Source organism: Pseudomonas fluorescens (genome assembly GCF_005938625.1).
Classification (GTDB): Bacteria; Pseudomonadota; Gammaproteobacteria; order Pseudomonadales; family Pseudomonadaceae; genus Aquipseudomonas; species Aquipseudomonas fluorescens_BD.
Genome location: NZ_VCNJ01000019.1, coordinates 34,827 through 53,446 on the forward strand (window position 1 = coordinate 34,827; position 18,620 = coordinate 53,446).

Below are 18,620 nucleotides of genomic sequence, written 5' to 3' on the forward strand. Positions count from 1 at the left end.
TTTGCCTGTGAGCCTTTGTCGGAGGACAGGAGCCTTTGGGCGGTGGTGGCTCGACGGGTTTTCAGCTGCGGCCTAGAATAGGCCCACTCATTTTCTGGTTGAGCGCTCATGCTTCCTGAATGTCAGCTGTTCGGCACCCTTGGGTGTCATCTCTGTGAAGTCGCTGAAGCCATGCTGATGGAGTTTGTCGAGCGCGGTTTGCTGGTTGAGCTGGTCGATATCGCTGACGACGAAACGTGGTTTGAGGCGTATAGCCTGCGGATTCCGGTGTTGCGTCGCATCGACACCGGGGCTGAACTGGGGTGGCCATTCAGCGCTGATCAAGTCGTGGCATTTCTGCGTTAATCCGTATTTTCTCATTCATCCCGCCGGTCGCCGCTGCCATCCATTCCTTGGCATTTTGCGGATTGTTCGGGTACTGTATGTTCATACAGTAAATGCTTCAGAGGGATGAACCGTGGTCAATGTCGAACAGTTGAAGAACAGCGTGAACCGGATGTCGGTTGACGTGGTGCGCGAGGCCGTTCTCGAATTGCGCCTGGACGGGCTGGTCACGGAAGGCAAGACGCCCTTCAACAAACTGCATTTCAACACCTGTTTTGCCGAGATCGAGGCCTTGTTTCAGCGTGCCGGTTATCACAAACAACTGGATGTGGTTGGTTATCAGGGTTTGCTTTACGCCTTGTACGACCCGGGCCGCTGGGAGGCGGTCGATGTGCTGCGCTGGCTCAAGGAATTCACTGAGGCTGCAGCGCTCAAAACGATCCCGGCCTGAGCATTCTGCGCTAGGTTCGTTTCCCTCAGTGCTGGATAATGCCGCCCTGTATTGAGGGTTTGATTTCTGTATGTCCACATCTACATTCTCTGCTGCGCAGACTCAGGCGAGCACGCTTTATCTGCCTCCGGGTGCCTGGCTGACCGTACTCGATTGTCTGTGCGAGCATTTCCGCGCCATTGACCGCGAGCAATGGCTGGACCGGATCGCGCGGGGGCGAGTGCTGGATGGTCATGGTCAGCCGATCTCGGTGGACCTGCCATACAAGGAAGGCTTGCGAATCCATTATTTTCGCGAGGTGCCGGACGAAAAGCCGATCCCGGTGGTCGAGTCGATTCTCTATGCCGACGAACATTTGGTAGTGGCTGACAAACCGCATTTTCTTCCGGTCACGCCCGCTGGCGAATACGTTGAGCAGACCTTGTTGCGCAGGCTGATTCGTCGCCTGGACAATCCCCATCTGGTGCCCTTGCACCGCATCGACCGGCATACGGCGGGACTGGTGATTTTCTCGGCCAATCCGCAAACCCGTTCGGCCTATCAGTCGCTGTTCCCGACGCGGCAGATCGACAAACGCTATGAAGCCATCGCCCCGGCGCTGCCGGATCTGAGTTTTCCGCTGGTGCACAAAAGCCGTCTGGTGGATGGCGAACCGTTTTTCCGCATGCAGGAAGGCGCGGGTGCCAGCAATACCGAAACGGCGGTGGAGGTTCGGGAAAAGCATGGTGATCTTTGGCGCTATGGTTTGTTTCCGGTGACCGGCAAGAAACATCAATTGCGTGTCCACATGACTGCATTGGGAGCGAGCATCTGCAACGATCCGTTTTATCCGGATGTATTGAAAGACGTCGAGGATGACTACGCCAATCCGCTGAAGCTGCTGGCGCAAGGTCTACGGTTTATTGACCCGGTGACCGGTGAAGATCGCGAATTCGAGAGCCGGATCACGCTGCAGTGGTGACTTCAAAGCCGTTTTCCGAGCGCCCATGAAAAAGCCCGCATTAATGCGGGCTTTTCTGTATCCGGTGTCGAACCCGAGCTTACAGCTCTTTAACGGTACGAACCTGATCCTTGTTGATGCGAGTTTCTTTGCCGTCCAGCTGTTTGAACTCGTAGAAGCCCGAATCGTCATCGTATTTCGGGGTGTCGACGGCCTGGATTTCGCGACCGTCATTCAAGGTGATCACTGTAGGCGAGGAGCAACCGGCGAGGGTGGCAAGGCCCAGTGCGAGCATGAAAGTGGCGAGGGTCCGTTGAGTCATGGTGTGTCTCCGAATGGAAATTCTTTTGGTTACTGAGCTTGAGACGTATACAAGGCGTGAGAGTTCCTTGAATAGTGTCAGTCTGACACAGTGTTGTGGGAATTTAACAGTTCGGGGGTGTTGAGGTTGGCCAGTCGCGGGTCGTTATCCGGGCATTGCAGGGCAGTGGCACCGAGACCGCGCATGACCCGGCCGGGACTGCGTTCACCGGCGTTCCAGGCGTCTTCGAAGGCCGATAAAAGAGCCACCGGAATTACACACAACAACGGTTCCCAGTGCTCGTCATGGCGCAACATTAAAGGTTTTTCAGGATTCAGATTGGCGGTCTCACGCATGTTTTGCAGCAGTGCTGCGTCAATTCGCGGGACATCACAGGGCAAGACCAACAGGTGCGTGTGGCGCGCCGCTTTCAGGCCGGCGCGAATGCCGGCCAATGGCCCTGGGAAATCGCCCTCGTCATCGATGACCAATTGATCGGCGAATGGCGCGTAACGCTCGCGATTGCGGTTGCACGAAATGATCAGGTCGTCAGTCATTGCACGAACCTTGCGCTGCAAATGTGCAATCAACGGCTCACCCAGCCACTCCACCAATCCCTTGTCCTGACCGCCCATGCGTTGGCCGCGTCCGCCTGCCAGGAGCAGAATGGAGCAGGGTGGCAATTGCGTATTCAGGGGCATGGCAGCTCTCCAGAGGGGCGGCGAAAAAATGAGGCGCTGTGATATAACACCGGGCTGTTTCTCCTACAACTGGACGAGCCTATGAAAGCCAAGGCTGATGTACCTTTCGTGCCGCTCAATATTGCGGTGCTGACAGTCAGTGACACCCGAACTCTGGAAACCGATACCTCAGGTCAGGTCTTCGTCGACCGCTTGACCGCGGCGGGTCATTTTTTGGCGCAGAGGGTTTTGCTCAAAGATGATCTCTACAAAATTCGCGCGCAAGTCGCCAACTGGATTGCCGACGATGTCGTGCAGGTAGTGCTGATCACTGGCGGCACCGGATTCACTGGCCGTGACAGCACACCCGAAGCGGTTGCATGCCTGCTCGACAAGCAGGTCGACGGGTTTGGTGAGTTGTTCCGGCAGATCTCGGTAGCCGACATCGGCACCTCGACGGTGCAGTCGCGTGCGCTGGCAGGTCTGGCCAACGGCACGCTGGTGTGCTGCTTGCCGGGTTCAACCAATGCCGTGCGCACCGGTTGGGATGGCATCCTGGGCGAGCAATTGGACGCTCGTCACCGCCCGTGCAATTTCGTCACTCATTTAAAGCAGGCGGCACCTTGTGAATCCCGTGGGTAAGCCGGGCAAGAGCGGGGCATTGATGCCGGTCGAGGTGGCGTTGGCGCGCCTGCTCGACATGGCCGAAGCCTCGCCCATTGTCGAGCATGAATATTTGCCGCTGTCTCAGGTTCAGGGGCGGGTGCTGAGCGAAGATCTGATTTCGACGCTGGATCTGCCGCCCTGGCCGAACAGTGCCATGGATGGCTACGCGCTGAACCTGACGGATTGGAGTGGTCAGCCGATGCCGGTCAGTCAGAAGGTGTTTGCCGGGCAATCCCCCGAACCACTGACGCCGGGCACCTGTGCACGGATTTTCACCGGGGCGCCGGTGCCTGCGGGCGCTGATTGCGTGGAAATGCAGGAAAACGCTGAGGTTCAAACCGATGAAAGGGTGCGTTTCCTTGAACCGATGAAGGCAGGGCAAAACATTCGCCCGCAGGGTCAGGAAACCACAGTCGGTGAGCTGATCCTGCCCGTCGGAACTCGCTTGGGTCCGATAGAGCAGGGGCTGGCCGCATCGTTGGGTTGCGCCGGGCTGAAGGTCGTGCGCAAGGTTCGCGTTGCGGTGATTTCCACTGGCGATGAATTGGTCGAGCCGGGCCAGGCATTGGGACCTGGTCAGATATACAACAGCAATCGGGTGTTGCTGTGCAGTTGGCTGCAACGTCTGGGCTGCGAGGTGATCGATGCCGGCATTCTTCCGGATAATCTGGCCACAACCCGTGCCCGTCTGGGTGAGTTGCAAGACGTCGATCTGATTCTTTCCACCGGTGGCGTGTCGGTAGGTGAGGCGGATTTTCTGGGTGTCGCCTTGCGAGAAGAGGGCGAGCTTGCCCTTTGGAAGCTGGCGATCAAACCTGGAAAACCGCTGACGTTTGGCCATTTCCGCAATGTGCCGGTCATTGGCTTGCCAGGAAATCCGGCATCGACGCTGGTGACCTTTGCACTACTCACTCGGCCATATCTGTTGCGCCGTCAGGGCGTGCAGGACGTCGAGCCGCTGAAGTTCACCGTGCCAGCGGGTTTTGACTGGCCGGTGGCAGGCAATCGGCGTGAGTACCTTAGAGGCCGTCTGGATCAAGGGCGGGCCACTGTTTACCGCAACCAGAGCTCAGGCGTTCTGCGTAGCGCCGCATGGGCAGATGGGTTGGTCGAAGTGCTGGAAGGCAGCACACTGAGCGCCGGCGACGAAGTGGTCTTCATTCCGCTGAGTGATCTGCTGGACTGACCGCTGTCTCGCAAATGCAGGCGTCGGCTGTCGGCGCCTGCAGTGACTCATTCATTTAATTGCTGATCAGTGCCACAAGCTGGTCGAATCGGCTATTGGCCACCCAACCCAGCAGGCCCAGCACAACCGCTGTCGCACCCGCCGAGTAGGCAAGCCGGTGTTTGATTGTTCTGACATCACCGCGAACTTCGTCCATGTCCCGCCGAAGGTACTTGAGATGGGTTTCCAGCTCGGTAACACGAGGTTCCATATCAACTTCTCCAGTGGTTCTGGCGCTGTTTTTGAATTCGGACTTTTGATTCGAGCGACTTTCGACGAGAGGGCCAACCGGGTTCAATGGCATTCTGGCTTCATGACTGGGCATGGAAGCATCCACCGGTTGTTTCAACTGTTCGCTTGCAAACTTTTTCAGCTCTCGAACTGGCAAGAGCCCTGTGGGTGTATCCACTCATTACATGCACATCCTTGTGTGTTGGATTGAAGATTGCTACCGCCGGCACACGGTGACCCAATGTCGAAGCCGGGTCAATTAAGCCGATTCCGCATGTTTTGTAAGAAAAAATACCGCTGTGTAGGACGTCGAGACCAGAAGACCGAATTAATTACGGGTCTGACGGCTTTTTTACGAGCGGCAGTGGTCAAGATGTCTCGAACCGATTCAATTAGGGAGTGATGTGATGAGTGAACGCCGGGCGCTGTTGATTCTGCATGGCAAGCAGGCACTCAACGAGGCGGTGCGCACCGCCGTCGAGGACAAGCGCAAGCAAGGTTGGGAGCTGGCCGTGCGTCTGACCTGGGAGGCAGGGGACGCGCAGCGCTGGGTAGAACAAGCCTTGGTCGACGGCTACACGAAAATCATTGCCGGGGGCGGCGATGGCACCTTGCGCGATATCGCCGAAGCGCTCGCCGCGCATCCTGGCAAAGCCAGCCTCGTACTCTTGCCTTTAGGCACTGCCAATGATTTTTCCCGCGCCGCCGGCGTGCCGCTGGAGCCTGCCGAAGCCCTTGAGCTGCTCGATGTGCCGCCGCGCGACATCGATCTGGGCGAAGTGGGCGGGCAGATTTTTCTCAATATGGCCACCGGTGGTTTCGGCAGTCAGGTCACGGCCAATACGTCCGAGGATTTGAAAAAAGTACTCGGCGGCGCGGCCTATCTGTTCACCGGCCTGTCACGATTCAGCGAGCTGCACGCCGCTTATGGCGAATTACAGGGGCCGGATTTTCACTGGCGTGGCGAGCTGTTGGCACTGGGTATCGGCAATGGCCGACAGGCCGGCGGTGGACACGTACTGTGCCCGGAAGCGCTGGCTGATGACGGGTTGCTTGATATCAGCATCCTGCCGGCGCCACAGGAGCTGGTGGGCACGTTGAAGACGCTGCTCAGTGATGGTTTCGGGATCGATAACATGTTTGTTCGAACCCGTTTGCCATGGGTCGAAATCAAGGTGGCCGAAGGGCTTTGCATCAACCTTGATGGCGAACCGCTGGAGGGCGACAACATGCGATTTGAAGCGCGTCCGGCGGCGTTGCGTGTGCACCTGCCGGAGCATTCTCCATTGCTGGGCGGCGTCCGGTCGGTCAGTCGTCCAGACTGATGATCTGTTCGCGCACGGCGAACAGTACCAGGCCCGCTACGTCGTAGATTTGCAGGCGCTTCATGATCTGTGAGCGGTGGGTCTCGACCGTCTTGATGCTCAGCCCCAGGCCATTGGCGATTTCCCGGGTGGATTTGCCCCGCACGATCAAACGCAGGATTTCCAGCTGGCGGGCGGTCAGATTATGCGAGTCGGCGGCCTCCGGCTGCTGCTTCTGATTACGGGTCAGGGCCTGATTGATCACGGTGTGGGCGATGGCCGGACTCAGGTAGCGCTCGTTGTTGCGCAAGGCTTCCAGTGCATGTTCGAGTTCAGTGGCCGTGGTGTCCTTGAGCAGGTAGCCGTGGGCGCCGGACTCGAGTGCCTGCATGATCAGCGTCGGATCGGTGTGCATCGACAGGATCAATACCTTGCTCTGCGGACGCACTCGCTTGAGTCGTTGCAGGGCTTCCAGGCCACCGGTTTCTTTCATGGAGATATCCAGCAACACGATATCCGGACTCAGTTGCTCGACCATTTCGAGCAACTGCGAACCGTCATTGGCTTCGCCAATCACCGCGTAACCGGGAATATCCAGCACCAGAGCGCGCACGCCGGCCCTGATCAGCGAGTGGTCATCCACCAGAAGTAAGTTGCAAGTCAACGCATAACCTTATTCGTACTGGCCCGCTCGAGTGCGCGAGGCGCCCAGGGGAAGAGTGCTTCGATTTGAGTGCCTTTGCCCGGCTCGCTGATGACGTTCAGGGTGCCACCCAGTTGCTCGATTCGTTCGGCCATCCCGGCCATGCCTCGTTGTCCTTCACGACCGGGATCGGTCGCCGGGGCGAATCCCAGGCCGTCATCGCTGATCAGCAGCGTCAGCCCTTTGGGCAGACGTTGCACGCGTATCACCAGATTTTTTGCCTGGGCGTGACGCAGGATATTGGTAACAGCCTCTTGGGTAATACGGAAGGCGGCGACTGCCATTTCTTCCGGGATGCCATTAAGGCGTTGCTGGCAATCGAGGCTCCAGTGCACGCTGGTGTTGGTCAATGTCTTAAGCAGATGTGCACGCAGGCTGGCTTCAAGCCCCAGGCTGGTCAACTGCCGTGGATTGAGAATGGCCGAAACGTCGCGCACCTTGTCGAGAGTTTCTTCCAGGGTGGCGCACAGCACCGTGCATTGCTCCTGCAAGTCATCCGGCAGGCGTCGCTTGAGCCACTCGCTCTGCAGTTTGGCGGCCGTCAATAACTGGCCGATATCATCGTGCAGTTCGCGGCTGAGTCGATGACGCTCGTTTTCCTGGACTTCCAGCAAGCGGTCGGCGAGTTCCTGCGGCTGAAACTTGATCGATTTGCGTGACAGCCGATATTGCACCCAGACACACGCGGTAGCGGCGATGTCGAGCATTAGCAGTCCGAGGCTAAGTGGTGTCGCAAGACCGTAGGTCAGCAGGCTGCCGAGCGTCGCGGCGACACACAGTATGAGTGTGAACCGGCGTGCATTTTCCCGGGAGGGTGGCCATGTAGTGATTGACTTGAGGCTGGCGTACATAACGGATGGAGCCAATGGATGTTCGCTGCGGGCAGACCGGCCTGAGGCTGGCGGGTCTCTGTCTGAAAATGCTGTCAAGTATGTTATTGATTTCAACGCGGTTCAGTGAGTGTGTTGACCGCCAACTATCAGTGGATAGCTGTCGCTGAAATCACTTTGCCATTAATTTGAAAGCAACTAATGGGCGGCATAATACCACTTAAGATACCGTTGGTCGCGCTCGCTATATATGTCCAATGAGTCAGGAATTACGTGGTTTTGGACGCAAGTTCCATAATGGAAAAGTCGATTTATTGAGTTCGATAGATGTAGGTGTTGCCTGAAGTTGTGCTTCTTAACACACGGGCAAACCCTGAGGCCGGCAGAAACATGATTGTCTGTCGTCGCTGATTATTTATTTCGATTTGTCGCTGGCAGGTATGAACTATTCAATTACGACATGCAACGTATTCGTTTCAAACGCCAGGGCGGATACAGCATGCTGATCAGGCTTGTCCCGAGTAGGGCGATTGGGGCAAACGTTTGCCCGCCAGTGGCGGCTGAAGCTGGCTTTGGCCGACCTGGAAGGCGAAGGCTTCGATCAGGGAGGTCTGTTCGCTTTCATCCAGACTCAGTTGCCCGGTCTGCTGATCCACCAGTTCAAGCTGCCAGGCCATCAACGTGAAGCAATCCTGCAATGCTTGCAGGGCCTGTTCATGAAGGTCGACGTGATCCTGATTGAGGTTGAGCAGGCTGTAAATGTGCAGCGAGAACTCGGAAATCGCCTCCAGCGCCAGGGCTTCAGCCCTGCGTGCGAGTTTGAGGAGGGTACCGAGCATGCACTCGATAGCGTCCTTGTCATTGCTGATCAGTTGCAGATGGCTCAGGCATTCTTCGGACTTGGCCAGGAGTTGTTCGGCCTCGACAAGGAATTCGGGGAAGCGTTGTACCCACTCTTTGCGGTCCATTGGCATGCTTATCTCCACCACGTCATGTCTGATGAGGGAATGCCGTGTGTGGCGACGATCATGAATCGTCGGGAGATCGCGCCCAGACGTGCAGGTACACAGGCTGAGGGGTTCCAGAGGGGTTGTTTCCACTGAACTGCGATCGCACACAATAGCCTGACTCCGTTCATGCAATGAGAATGGCGTCACATTAATGGCTATTGGATATTGCGAATATCAGGTTGGGCCTGATTGTTACTAGGGGAATCCCTTAGGCACGGGAACCTACCGTGCAAACCGAGGTCGCGCCGCAGAGAATGTAGCAGATGAAAATCACCGCGCCAGTAAAGCATGATGTTAATGTGACATCAATGCCTGATCATGGCATTTTTGACGGGGTCGGGTACGGCAATCAAGAACTGCTATTTGCCGCCGATAACCTCACATAGTGAATTCATCAGAACAAGCCCAGGAGTCATTGATGGCCGGCATTCTCGACACGGTAGACCAACGCACGCAACTGGTGGGTGAGAATCGCCTGGAAATTCTCATGTTTCGACTGGCCGGGCGCCAGTTGTTCGCGATCAACGTGTTCAAGGTCCAGGAAGTGCTGCAACTGCCGAAACTGACTTTGATGCCGCAGCGTCACCCGTTTGTCTGTGGGGTGGTCAATCTGCGTGGTCAGACCTTGCCGGTGATCGATCTGTCGCAGGCGATCGGCATGCGTCCATTGGTGCCGGGGCCGAACAGCACCATCATCGTCACCGAGTACAACCGCTCGGTACAGGCTTTCCTCGTGGGCGGTGTGGACCGCATCGTCAACATGAACTGGGAAGCCATTCTGCCGCCGCCGACCAGCGCGGGGCGTCAGCACTATCTGACCGCGATCAGCAAGGTCGACGATCAACTGGTGGAAATCATCGACGTCGAGAAAGTTCTCGCTGAAATCGTCCCGTACAACGCCAAGGTTTCGCGCGACAAACTCGACGATCCGGTGCTGGAGCGCGCCCGTGGCCGTGAAGTGCTGCTGGTGGACGACTCTAACGTGGCTCTTTCGCAATTGCGCGATACCCTCGGCCAGCTCGGTGTGAAAATGCACATTGCCAGCGATGGCCTGAAGGCGCTGAACATGCTCAAGGGCTGGGCTGATACCGGCGTGAACATGACCGACAAGCTGCTGATGATTTTCACCGATGCGGAGATGCCGGAAATGGACGGCTATCGCCTGACCACCGAAATTCGCAACGACCCGCGTCTGCGTGGCTTGTACGTGGTGCTGCATACCTCGCTGTCCGGCAGTTTCAACGACTCGATGGTGAAGAAGGTCGGCTGCGACAACTTCCTCTCCAAATTCCAGCCGGACAAGCTGGTCGACGTGGTGCGCCAGCGTCTGATGCTCGACGAAGTTCCGGCCTGATTAAACACCCATTGTAGGAGTGAGCCTGCTCGCGATAGCGGTGTGTCAGCCCCGAATCATTACCAGACACACCGCTATCGCGAGCAGGCTCACTCCTACAGTTATTGCTCTTTGATTCCTGATCAAGCTCGTATAGGGTGGCGTTTTTATTCTCCAGGGAGCTGTCCATGCTGCGTCTGAGCGCGCTTTATCGTTACCCGTTGAAATCCGGCAAAGTCGATGTGCTGCAGCGCGTCGACCTCGACAAGCTGGGGCTCGATGGCGACCGACGCTGGATGCTCGTGGACGAGGCCAGCGGCCGCTTCCTGACTCAGCGCGCCGAAGCGAAGATGAGTCAGTTGTCGGCCCTGTGGAATGCGCAGGGCGGTTTGACCCTGAGTGCGCCGCAACAGTCTTCCATCGACATCGCCTTGCCGGATAATGACGCCGAACTGCGCGGCGTGACGATCTGGCGCGATACCTTGCGCGTGCCGGATGCCGGTGATGAGGCTGCGTGCTGGGTCAGCGATTTCATCGGCAAACCGACCCGCCTGGTGCAGGTGCCGCTGGATCGCGCCCGCACTACGCAAGCCGGCTATGGCAACGATGATGACCGGGTCGCGTTCGCCGATGGATTCCCTTTGTTGCTGATCGGCGAGGCATCTCTGCAGGATCTTTCGCAAAAAGTGGGACGACCCTTGGAAATGCTGCGTTTTCGGCCAAACCTGGTGATCGAAGGCAGTGAGGCCTATGCCGAAGACAGTTGGAAGCGCATTCGCATTGGCGATGTCGAGTTCCGCGTGGTCAAGCCATGTTCGCGCTGCATTCTCACCACGATTGACCCGCAAACCGGGGAGCGCAGTGCCGATCGCGAGCCGCTGGCCACCTTGCAGAAATATCGCGCCGAAGCAGATGGCGCGATGTTTGGGCAGAATCTGGTGAATGACAGTAATGGTCGACTCGAAGTCGGCATGCCGGTGGAAATCCTCGAGTAACCCACGCCTGAAACGAAAATGCCCGTGTCCTTGGACACGGGCATTTTTTTTATCGCGGTGCAACCGTGGGTTTAGCCGCGGTATTCGCACAGGTAAGCGGTGTCGACGGCGACTTTCAGCTGGAACTTGCTGTTGGCCGGAACGTTGAACTGGCTGCCGGCGGCGAAGGTTTCCCAGTCGCTGCTGTCGGGCAGTTTGACGGTCAGTGCGCCAGACACAACGTGCATGATTTCACGCTGGCTGGTGCCGAATTCGTATTCGCCCGGGGCCATGACGCCGATGGTCGCCGGACCTTCAGCGGTGCCAAAGGCGATCGACTTGACGGTGCCGTCGAAGTACTCGTTGACTTTAAACATGGGCGATTCCTCGAAAAGGGCTGAAAAATGGAGGCGGCCAGTATGCACAAGGCTTTCAACGCCGTCACCTGCCCGGCGTCTGTCCAGTGAGTTCTCGAATTGACCCTAGAGTGGCAACACCAAGGGTAACAATCGCGCGGTGTTGCGCGCATCCTCCAGCGCCCGATGCTGTTGACCGCTGAACTGCATGCCAGCCAGTTGCAGTGCGCCGTTGAGGCCCAGCGGCCGTTCGAGGCGCCGAGCCTTGGCGAAGCGTTGTTTGAGGTTCATGTGCGGCACCTTGCTCAATCCACTGTCGATTTGCAGACGCCGCCATTCCTGCAACAACTGCTTGCGGTCGTAATCGCCCCAGCTGGCCCAGCCTTCGAGGCGCGACTGATGCTGCGCGAGCCAGCGTTCGAACGCCGGCCAGACTTCGGTCAACGGCTGCGCCGTGTCGATATTGGCCTGGGTGATGTGTGTCAGTTCACGACAAAATGGCGTAAGCAACGGCCGCCGCGTCGGTTTGACGAAGCGCTGGAAATGATCCTGCTCGCGCCCGGCGCGATCGACCAGTGTGGCGCCGATCTCGATAATTTCCATTTCGGTGACCGGCCAGCCACCCTCATCGGTGGTGGCTTCCAGATCTATGACCAGCCAGTGAGGCATCGCAGGGTTCCTGATTTCCGCGTTCTGATAACTCAGAGCGTAGTCAAAACCCGCATGCGTGTGTGGGCGACTACTCGACCTGCAACAGAACCTGACGATTTTTTACCTGATCGCCAACCTTGACCTGCACCCGCTTGAGCACGCCGTCGATGCCGGCCTTCAGCGGATGCTCCATTTTCATTGCCTCCAGCACCACCAGCAACTGACCCTTCCTGACCGTGCTGCCTTCGCTGACCAGTACGTCGACGATGGCACCGTCCATCGGCGCTTTCAGGGTGCCGGAGCTGACGCTGGTCTGACTGTCGATCACGGCATGAGTTCGATCCTCCAGACGCAGACTGCCGGGGTGGGTAAACAGCCAGAGTTGTGCGGCATCCAGGCGATAGGCATGGCGCTGGCGTAGACCGTCGGCTTCCAGTGTCACCGACTGCGTATCGTGGGCGATAAGTTTCAATTCAAGCGTGCGTTCGGCCACCTGCACCGTGAACGCGCCTTGCGCCTGCGGGAGCAGTTGCACGGTCCAGTTTTGATCGTCTAGGCCGAGGCGATAGTGCAGCGGCACACTGGCGTTGTTGCGCCAGCCAGTGAGCGGAGCGCGGTGGGAGAGGGCGCTGGTTTGATAGAACAGCACCGTTGCAATCGCCAGTTGCTCGGCATCGGGAATGTAACGGTGCAGGCAGGGGTGATCGCTGAAATGCTGCGCAATGAAGGCGGTACTGAATTCACCGCTGATGAACTGCGGATGTTGCAACAGGCTGGCGAGCAGGCGCTGATTGCTTTGCACCCCGAGCAGCACCGTGTCTTGCACCGCGCGCAACAGTTTGCGCCGGGCCTCTTCGCGGGTAGCGCCGTGGGCGATCAGTTTGCCGAGCATCGGGTCGTAAAACGCGCTGACCGATTGCCCTTCAAGCAGACCATGATCGATTCGCGCGCCGTGCTGTAGCGCTGGTGCCCACGCCTCGACACGGCCTGTTTGCGGCAAGAAATCCTGTGCAGGATCTTCGGCGTAGAGGCGCACCTCCATTGCGTGTCCGTTGAGTTGGACCTGATTCTGAGTCAGTGGCAATGGCTGCCCCTCGGCGACCAGCAATTGCCACGCGACCAGATCCAGCCCTGTAATCAGTTCAGTCACCGGGTGCTCGACTTGCAGACGCGTGTTCATTTCAAGAAAGTAGAACTGCCCATGCGCATCGAGCAGAAATTCCACGGTGCCTGCGCCGACGTAGTTGACTGCGCGCCCAGCCTTCAATGCTGCTTCACCCATGGCCTGACGCAACTCGGCAGTCATCACCGGGCAAGGCGCTTCTTCAATGACTTTCTGGTGGCGACGCTGGATCGAACAGTCGCGTTCGCCGAGATAGATCAGGTTGCCGTGCTGATCGCCGAACAACTGCACCTCGATATGCCGTGGCTCGATCAGCGCCTGTTCGAGGATCAGTTCGTCACTGCCGAAACCGTTCAGTGCTTCGGAGCGCGCGGTGCGCAGTTGCGCGGGCAAATCAGCGCCGTTGTCCAGCAGGCGCATGCCGCGTCCACCGCCGCCAGCGCTGGCCTTGATCATCAGCGGGTAGCCGATGCGTTCGGCTTCACGCACCAGGGTGGCGTCGTCCTGTTCGGCGCCTTGATAGCCGCCGATGCACGGCACGCCGGCCTCAAGCATGGCGATTTTTGACTGGCGTTTGCTGCCCATCAACTCGATGGCTTCGACGCTCGGGCCGATGAAGATCAGTCCGGCCTGTTTGCAGGCGCGGGCAAATTCGGCGTTCTCCGAGAGAAAGCCGTAGCCGGGGTGAATGGCATTGGCGCCGCTTCGGTGCGCGGCGTCGAGGATGGACTGGATGTTCAGGTAGGACTGCTGCACGGGGGCGGGGCCGATGTGTACAGCTTGATCGGCGATTTGTACGTGCAGCGCGTTGGCGTCGGCGTCGCTGTAAACGGCGACGGTGCGATAGCCCATGGCCTGGGCGGTGCGCTGGATGCGGCAGGCGATTTCACCGCGGTTGGCGATCAGGATTTTGTGGATGGCGGGCATGGTGGGTTTCCTGAGGTTTGGCGGTGGATGTGGAGGCCTCATCGCGAGCAGGCTCACTCCTACAGGGGAACGTATTCCCAAATGTGGGAGCGAGCTTGCTCGCGAAGCTTTCAGGTGGCCCACCGCGGTTTACGTTTTTGCACAAAGGCCATGGTGCCCTCGATCCCTTCTTCTCCCGCCACGGCATCGCTAAACCACTGCGCCGCCTCATCAAGCAATTCACTCGAAGGCTGCCCGGCACTCGCCAACAGCAATTTCTTGGTCATGGCATTCGCCTCCGGCGCGCAACACAGCACATGCTGCAACACCTCATCGAGCCGCTCGGCCAGCGCTTGTGCATCCTGCTCGACAAAATGCACCAACCCCAGACGCCGCGCCTGATGCCCATCGAAACGCGCAGCCGTCAGCGCCAATCGGCGGGTTTCGGTCAGACCGATGCGTTGCACCACAAACGGTGCGATCTGCGCCGGCAGCAAGCCGAGGCTGGTTTCCGGCAGGCCGAATTGCGCCTGATGATCGGTAATGGCGATATCACTGACACACGCCAGCCCGAAACCACCGCCGAGCACCGCGCCTTGCAGCACAGTGATCAGCACTTGCGGTGCGTGCTGCGCTTCTTCCAGCAGAGCCCCGAAGGCGCGATTCATATCACGGTAAGCATCAGCGCCCTGAGCGCGTGCGCTGGCCATGTCCTTGATATCGCCGCCGGCACAAAAATGCCCGCCGGCACCGCTGAGCACCAACGCCCGAACCGCACGGTCATCGCGCACAGCCGCCAGCACCGCGCGCAGTTCGCTGACCATCTGCAGGCTCATCGCATTACGGCCGTGCGGCCGATTGAGGGTGATGTGCAGCACGCCGCCATGCCGTTCCAGCAACAGCGTCTGGCATTCCGGCAGGCTGCTCATTTCTTTTTCCCCGGCAGAATGCCCATCAGTTTGCAGATAATTCCCAGCATGATTTCGTCGGCGCCACCGCCAATCGAGACCAGCCGCACATCTCGATAGGCACGGGCTACCGGGTTGTCCCACATGAAGCCCATGCCGCCCCAATATTGCAGGCAGCTGTCGCTGACTTCGCGGCCGAGGCGCCCGGCCTTGAGCTTGGCCATCGACGCCAGTCGTGTCACATCCTGACCTTTCACGTATTGCTCGGTGGCCTGGTAAACCAATGCGCGCAGGCATTCGATTTCAGTCTGCAACTCGGCGAGGCGAAAGTGGATCACCTGATTGTCGATCAGCGCATTGCCGAAGGTCTTGCGCTCCTTGCAGTACTCGATAGTGCTGTCGACGCAGTACTCCAGGCCTTTGATCATGTTCGCCGCGCCGAACAGGCGTTCCTCCTGAAACTGCAGCATCTGCATCATGAACCCGGCGCCTTCGTGGCCGATGCGATTGCGCTGGGGCACGCGCACGTTGTCGAAAAACACTTGCGCGGTTTCCGAGCTGCGCATGCCGAGCTTGTCCAGGTGCGAGCTGAGGCTGATCCCCGGCGTGTTCATCGCCACCATGATCAGCGACTTGTTGATGTGCGGTTTGTCGTCCGAGGTGTTGGCCAGTAAACAGATGAAATCAGCGCTCGGCGAGTTGGTGATCCACATCTTGCTGCCGTTGATCACGTAGTCGTCACCGTCCTTGCGCGCGGTGGTTTTCAGGCCGGCCACATCAGATCCGGCGCCGACTTCGGAAACGCCGATGCAACCGACCTGCTCACCGCTGATCGCCGGTCTCAGGAACTCTTCGCGCAGTTCATCGGAGCCGAAGCGGGCGAGGGCCGGGGTGCACATGTCGGTTTGCACGCCGATCGACATCGGAATGCCGCCGCAATGGATGGTGCCGAATTCTTCGGCAGCGACAATCGAATAGCTGTAATCCAGGCCCATGCCGCCGAATTTTTCCGGTTTGGAAATGCCCAGCAAACCGAGGTCGCCAGCCTTGCGGAAAATCTCGTGGATCGGGAAGCGTCCGGCCTTTTCCCATTCATCAACGTGCGGATTGATGTCGTGCTCGACGAATTGGCGGACGGTACGGCGCAGGGCTTCGTGTTCCGGGGTGAAGATCATTGTTATTGTTCTCCGTAGGGTCCGTGGCGGTCAGAACCGGCTGACGCCGAAGCTGTTGGGTTGCAGCGTGCGAATGTCGGCTTCGTGGCAGATGTCCAGCAAATAGCCGAGCAAGGTGCGCGTGTCGCGCGGATCGATCAGCCCGTCGTCCCACAGGTTGGCGCTGCCATAAAGCGCGGTGGACTGGCTGTCGAGTTTCTGCGCGGTGACCTGTTCGAGCATGTCGAGCATTTTCGGGTCTGGCGTCATGCCGTCCTTGAGCTGTTTGGCTTCGGTAACGATGCGCAAGACTTTGCCGGCCTGCGCACCGCCCATCACCGCCGTGCGGCTGTTCGGCCAGGCGAAGATGAAGCGCGGATCGAGTCCGCGTCCGCACATCGCATAGTTGCCGGCGCCGTAGGAACCGCCGACCACGATGGTCAGTTTCGGCACCCGCGCATTGGCCACCGCTTGAATCAGTTTCGAGCCGTGTTTGATCACGCCTTGCTGCTCGGATTCGGTGCCGACCATGAAGCCGGTGGTGTTGTGGAAAAACAGCAGCGGCGTCTGGCTCTGATCGCACAACTGGATGAACTGCGCTGCCTTGCTCGCACCGTTCGGGGTGATCGGGCCGTTGTTGCCGATGAACCCGCAGGCGCGGCCCTGAATCTTCAATTGGCCGCAAATGGTCTGCTGATCGAACTCGCCCTTGAATTCGACGAAACAGGATTCATCGGCAGTGCGCGCGATGATTTCGCGCACGTCATAAGGCTTTTTCGGATCGTCGGGGATCAGCCCGAGCAACTCGTCGATCGGGTAGAGCGGCTCTTTGTACTGCGGCTCCGGCAACCACGGCAGTTGCTCGTTCCACGGCAGCATACGGAGGATTTCACGCACTTGGCGCACGCCGTCGGCATCGTTTTCCGCGAGATATTCAGCCGTCCCGGCGACCTGCGCGTGCATCTCGGCACCGCCCAGTTCTTCGTCGGTGGCGACTTCACCGGTGGCCGCTTTCAGCAGCGGGGGACCGGCGAGAAACAGCTTGGCTTTGCCGCGCACCACCACCACGTAATCCGACAGCCCCGGCTGATAAGCGCCGCCCGCCGTGGCCGAGCCGTGCACCACGGTGATCTGCGGCAAACCCATGGCTGACATCCGCGCCTGGTTGGCAAAACTGCGTGCGCCTTCGACGAAAATCTCGGCGGCGTAATTGAGATTGGCGCCGCCGCTTTCGGCGAGGGTGATCACCGGCAGTTTGTTTTCCTGAGCAATCTGTTGCAGGCGAAGGGATTTTTTCAGGCCGCTGGGCGAAATGGTGCCGCCCTTGATTGCGCTGTTGTTCGCCACGACCATCGCGCGGATGCCGCAGACATAACCGATACCGGCAATCAGTCCACCACCGGCCGAGCTACCGTCCTTGTCGTCGTGCAACTTGTAGCCAGCGAGGCTGGCCAGTTCGAGAAACGGCGCGCCGGGATCAAGCAGCAGGTTCAGGCGTTCGCGCGGCAGCAGTTGCCCGCGTTTGTCGAATTTCGCCTTGGCTTCGGTGGCTTTGTTCAGCAGGTTCTGTTCGAGCTGCTGTACTTGCTCGATGGCCGCGAGCATGGCCGTGCGGTTGCGGACGAACGCTTCGCTGTGCGGGTCGAGTCGGGACTGAATCTGCGGCATGGCTTACTCCTTGTCCTTGAGGACATCGGGCAGGTAGGCCCGGTGAAAGCCGTTGAACGACTCACTGTGAGTGGCCTTGTGCAGTGGCCATGCACGGCTGCCGAGGCTGGCCGCGCCATCGATTTTCAGCGTGCTGCCACTGATGAATGCCGCCGCCGGGCTGAGCAGAAACACGATCGCGGCGCTGACTTCCGACTCGGTGCCGATGCGCTTGAGCGGCACATGTTCACGCAGGGTCGGAATCACCGCTTTGAACGCGCCTTCGTAAGTGTCCATGCCGCTGGAGGCAATCCAGCCCGGCGCCACCGCGTTGACTCGCACGCCGGCATAACCCCATTCAAACGCGGCAGTTTTGGTGAAGTTGTCCATACCCGATCGCGCCGCGCCCGAGTGGCCCATGCCGGGCATGCCGCCCCACATGTCGGCGAGCATGTTGACGATGTTGCCGCCGTGTTTGCTCATCGACTGATTGAACACTTCCCGTGCCATCAGAAATCCGCCGACCAGATTGGTGCGCAGTACGGTTTCGAAACCTTTCTGATTGATCGAAGCCAATGGCGACGGGTACTGGCCGCCGGCATTGTTGACCAGACCATGAATCGGCCCGTGCTCGGCGATCAGCGCCTTGACCAGTTGTTTCACCGCTTCTTCATCACGGATATCGCAGGCCTTCCAGTGTGCGCGGCAACCGTCCTCGGCAATTTCCGCGGCGACCTTTTCCAGCTTTTCCGGTTTGCGCCCGACCAGCACCACGTTGGCGCCGAGCGCTGCCAGTTCATGCGCGGTGCAGCGACCGATGCCGCTGCCGCCGCCAGTGACGATGATGGTCTGGCCGCTGAACAGATCGGCGTTGAAAATCGACGCGTAAGCCATGCAAACCAT

21 protein-coding genes are annotated in these 18,620 nt (G+C 58.8%); 8 read left to right on the forward strand and 13 right to left on the reverse strand.

Translation table 11 applies throughout. From position 1 onward, the window contains the following. Positions 1-108 precede the first annotated feature (108 nt). The 3 genes from FGA82_RS13070 to FGA82_RS13080 all read left to right on the forward strand — a co-directional run bounded on the left by FGA82_RS13070 (position 109) and on the right by FGA82_RS13080 (position 1,736). On the forward strand, positions 109-345 hold the full coding sequence (locus FGA82_RS13070; RefSeq protein WP_141127382.1) for a glutaredoxin family protein: 237 nt from the start codon (positions 109-111) through the stop codon (positions 343-345). Between the two features lie 112 nt (positions 346-457). Next, positions 458-775 (forward strand): transcriptional regulator, encoded by a 318-nt coding sequence (locus FGA82_RS13075; RefSeq protein ID WP_123466484.1) that lies wholly within the window; start codon positions 458-460, stop codon positions 773-775. Between the two features lie 70 nt (positions 776-845). Further along, a complete protein-coding gene (locus FGA82_RS13080; protein ID WP_141127383.1) occupies positions 846-1,736 on the forward strand; it encodes a pseudouridine synthase in 891 nt (296 codons plus the stop codon). 79 nt (positions 1,737-1,815) lie between these two features. On the opposite strand, the gene FGA82_RS13085 is transcribed toward FGA82_RS13080, so the two are convergent. Continuing rightward, complete coding sequence (locus FGA82_RS13085) at positions 1,816-2,037, reverse strand: YgdI/YgdR family lipoprotein (protein WP_007908660.1); 222 nt, start codon at positions 2,035-2,037, stop codon at positions 1,816-1,818. Positions 2,038-2,114: 77 nt separating this feature from the next. After that, on the reverse strand, positions 2,115-2,717 hold the full coding sequence (mobA, locus tag FGA82_RS13090; protein ID WP_141127384.1) for a molybdenum cofactor guanylyltransferase MobA: 603 nt from the start codon (positions 2,715-2,717) through the stop codon (positions 2,115-2,117). Between the two features lie 81 nt (positions 2,718-2,798). On the opposite strand from mobA, the gene moaB reads away from it, so the two are divergent. Next, a complete protein-coding gene (gene moaB, locus FGA82_RS13095) occupies positions 2,799-3,338 on the forward strand; it encodes a molybdenum cofactor biosynthesis protein B (protein ID WP_141127385.1) in 540 nt (179 codons plus the stop codon). After that, positions 3,322-4,548, forward strand: a complete 1,227-nt coding sequence (locus FGA82_RS13100) for a molybdopterin molybdotransferase MoeA (protein WP_141127386.1) — start codon at positions 3,322-3,324, stop codon at positions 4,546-4,548. Before moaB ends, FGA82_RS13100 begins: the two co-directional genes overlap by 17 nt. 55 nt (positions 4,549-4,603) lie before the next feature. Here FGA82_RS13100 and FGA82_RS32095 read toward each other — a convergent pair whose 3' ends face one another. Next, the gene (locus FGA82_RS32095) at positions 4,604-4,912 is read right to left on the reverse strand and encodes a hypothetical protein (RefSeq protein WP_171057279.1); all 309 of its coding nucleotides are present in this window, start codon (positions 4,910-4,912) and stop codon (positions 4,604-4,606) included. Between the two features lie 313 nt (positions 4,913-5,225). On the opposite strand from FGA82_RS32095, the gene yegS reads away from it, so the two are divergent. Beyond that, positions 5,226-6,143: a lipid kinase YegS gene (yegS, locus tag FGA82_RS13110; RefSeq protein ID WP_141127387.1), complete on the forward strand. Its 918-nt coding sequence runs from the start codon at positions 5,226-5,228 to the stop codon at positions 6,141-6,143. On the opposite strand, the gene FGA82_RS13115 is transcribed toward yegS, so the two are convergent. From FGA82_RS13115 to FGA82_RS13125, 3 genes are all read right to left on the reverse strand, one after another. Next, a complete protein-coding gene (locus FGA82_RS13115) occupies positions 6,127-6,786 on the reverse strand; it encodes a response regulator (RefSeq protein WP_141127388.1) in 660 nt (219 codons plus the stop codon). The genes yegS and FGA82_RS13115 overlap by 17 nt on opposite strands. Then, positions 6,783-7,676, reverse strand: a complete 894-nt coding sequence (locus FGA82_RS13120) for a sensor histidine kinase (protein ID WP_141127439.1) — start codon at positions 7,674-7,676, stop codon at positions 6,783-6,785. Before FGA82_RS13120 ends, FGA82_RS13115 begins: the two co-directional genes overlap by 4 nt. A gap of 485 nt (positions 7,677-8,161) precedes the next feature. Then, on the reverse strand, positions 8,162-8,629 hold the full coding sequence (locus FGA82_RS13125) for a hypothetical protein (RefSeq protein WP_141127389.1): 468 nt from the start codon (positions 8,627-8,629) through the stop codon (positions 8,162-8,164). A 454-nt stretch (positions 8,630-9,083) separates the two neighbouring features. Between FGA82_RS13125 and FGA82_RS13130 the strand changes: the two genes are divergently transcribed. Next, positions 9,084-10,019, forward strand: a complete 936-nt coding sequence (locus tag FGA82_RS13130; protein WP_038364198.1) for a chemotaxis protein CheV — start codon at positions 9,084-9,086, stop codon at positions 10,017-10,019. A gap of 167 nt (positions 10,020-10,186) precedes the next feature. Next, positions 10,187-10,993: an MOSC domain-containing protein gene (locus tag FGA82_RS13135; RefSeq protein WP_141127390.1), complete on the forward strand. Its 807-nt coding sequence runs from the start codon at positions 10,187-10,189 to the stop codon at positions 10,991-10,993. A gap of 71 nt (positions 10,994-11,064) precedes the next feature. Here FGA82_RS13135 and FGA82_RS13140 read toward each other — a convergent pair whose 3' ends face one another. The 7 genes from FGA82_RS13140 to FGA82_RS13170 all read right to left on the reverse strand — a co-directional run bounded on the left by FGA82_RS13140 (position 11,065) and on the right by FGA82_RS13170 (position 18,611). After that, positions 11,065-11,349: a pyrimidine/purine nucleoside phosphorylase gene (locus FGA82_RS13140; RefSeq protein WP_007940055.1), complete on the reverse strand. Its 285-nt coding sequence runs from the start codon at positions 11,347-11,349 to the stop codon at positions 11,065-11,067. Between the two features lie 105 nt (positions 11,350-11,454). Further along, positions 11,455-11,997, reverse strand: a complete 543-nt coding sequence (locus FGA82_RS13145; RefSeq protein WP_141127391.1) for an exonuclease domain-containing protein — start codon at positions 11,995-11,997, stop codon at positions 11,455-11,457. Between the two features lie 70 nt (positions 11,998-12,067). After that, positions 12,068-14,029: an acetyl/propionyl/methylcrotonyl-CoA carboxylase subunit alpha gene (locus FGA82_RS13150; RefSeq protein ID WP_141127392.1), complete on the reverse strand. Its 1,962-nt coding sequence runs from the start codon at positions 14,027-14,029 to the stop codon at positions 12,068-12,070. A 110-nt stretch (positions 14,030-14,139) separates the two neighbouring features. Next, the gene (locus FGA82_RS13155) at positions 14,140-14,937 is read right to left on the reverse strand and encodes an enoyl-CoA hydratase/isomerase family protein (RefSeq protein ID WP_141127393.1); all 798 of its coding nucleotides are present in this window, start codon (positions 14,935-14,937) and stop codon (positions 14,140-14,142) included. Then, positions 14,934-16,091, reverse strand: a complete 1,158-nt coding sequence (gene atuD / locus FGA82_RS13160; protein ID WP_141127394.1) for a citronellyl-CoA dehydrogenase — start codon at positions 16,089-16,091, stop codon at positions 14,934-14,936. Before atuD ends, FGA82_RS13155 begins: the two co-directional genes overlap by 4 nt. Before the next feature lie 30 nt (positions 16,092-16,121). After that, on the reverse strand, positions 16,122-17,738 hold the full coding sequence (atuC, locus tag FGA82_RS13165; RefSeq protein WP_141127395.1) for a geranyl-CoA carboxylase subunit beta: 1,617 nt from the start codon (positions 17,736-17,738) through the stop codon (positions 16,122-16,124). A 3-nt stretch (positions 17,739-17,741) separates the two neighbouring features. Further along, positions 17,742-18,611 (reverse strand): SDR family oxidoreductase, encoded by an 870-nt coding sequence (locus FGA82_RS13170; protein ID WP_141127396.1) that lies wholly within the window; start codon positions 18,609-18,611, stop codon positions 17,742-17,744. Positions 18,612-18,620 lie beyond the last annotated feature (9 nt).

Coding starts and splice junctions, on each gene's coding strand:
- FGA82_RS13070 (WP_141127382.1), top strand. CDS start 109: ATGCTTCCTGAATGTCAGCTGTTCGGCACCCTTGGGTGTCATCTCTGT.
- FGA82_RS13080 (WP_141127383.1), top strand. CDS start 846: ATGTCCACATCTACATTCTCTGCTGCGCAGACTCAGGCGAGCACGCTT.
- FGA82_RS13085 (WP_007908660.1), bottom strand. CDS start 2,037: ATGACTCAACGGACCCTCGCCACTTTCATGCTCGCACTGGGCCTTGCC.
- mobA (WP_141127384.1), bottom strand. CDS start 2,717: ATGCCCCTGAATACGCAATTGCCACCCTGCTCCATTCTGCTCCTGGCA.
- moaB (WP_141127385.1), top strand. CDS start 2,799: ATGAAAGCCAAGGCTGATGTACCTTTCGTGCCGCTCAATATTGCGGTG.
- FGA82_RS32095 (WP_171057279.1), bottom strand. CDS start 4,912: ATGCCCAGTCATGAAGCCAGAATGCCATTGAACCCGGTTGGCCCTCTC.
- yegS (WP_141127387.1), top strand. CDS start 5,226: ATGAGTGAACGCCGGGCGCTGTTGATTCTGCATGGCAAGCAGGCACTC.
- FGA82_RS13120 (WP_141127439.1), bottom strand. CDS start 7,676: ATGTACGCCAGCCTCAAGTCAATCACTACATGGCCACCCTCCCGGGAA.
- FGA82_RS13125 (WP_141127389.1), bottom strand. CDS start 8,629: ATGCCAATGGACCGCAAAGAGTGGGTACAACGCTTCCCCGAATTCCTT.
- FGA82_RS13130 (WP_038364198.1), top strand. CDS start 9,084: ATGGCCGGCATTCTCGACACGGTAGACCAACGCACGCAACTGGTGGGT.
- FGA82_RS13135 (WP_141127390.1), top strand. CDS start 10,187: ATGCTGCGTCTGAGCGCGCTTTATCGTTACCCGTTGAAATCCGGCAAA.
- FGA82_RS13140 (WP_007940055.1), bottom strand. CDS start 11,349: ATGTTTAAAGTCAACGAGTACTTCGACGGCACCGTCAAGTCGATCGCC.
- FGA82_RS13145 (WP_141127391.1), bottom strand. CDS start 11,997: ATGCCTCACTGGCTGGTCATAGATCTGGAAGCCACCACCGATGAGGGT.
- FGA82_RS13150 (WP_141127392.1), bottom strand. CDS start 14,029: ATGCCCGCCATCCACAAAATCCTGATCGCCAACCGCGGTGAAATCGCC.
- FGA82_RS13155 (WP_141127393.1), bottom strand. CDS start 14,937: ATGAGCAGCCTGCCGGAATGCCAGACGCTGTTGCTGGAACGGCATGGC.
- atuD (WP_141127394.1), bottom strand. CDS start 16,091: ATGATCTTCACCCCGGAACACGAAGCCCTGCGCCGTACCGTCCGCCAA.
- atuC (WP_141127395.1), bottom strand. CDS start 17,738: ATGCCGCAGATTCAGTCCCGACTCGACCCGCACAGCGAAGCGTTCGTC.
- FGA82_RS13170 (WP_141127396.1), bottom strand. CDS start 18,611: ATGGCTTACGCGTCGATTTTCAACGCCGATCTGTTCAGCGGCCAGACC.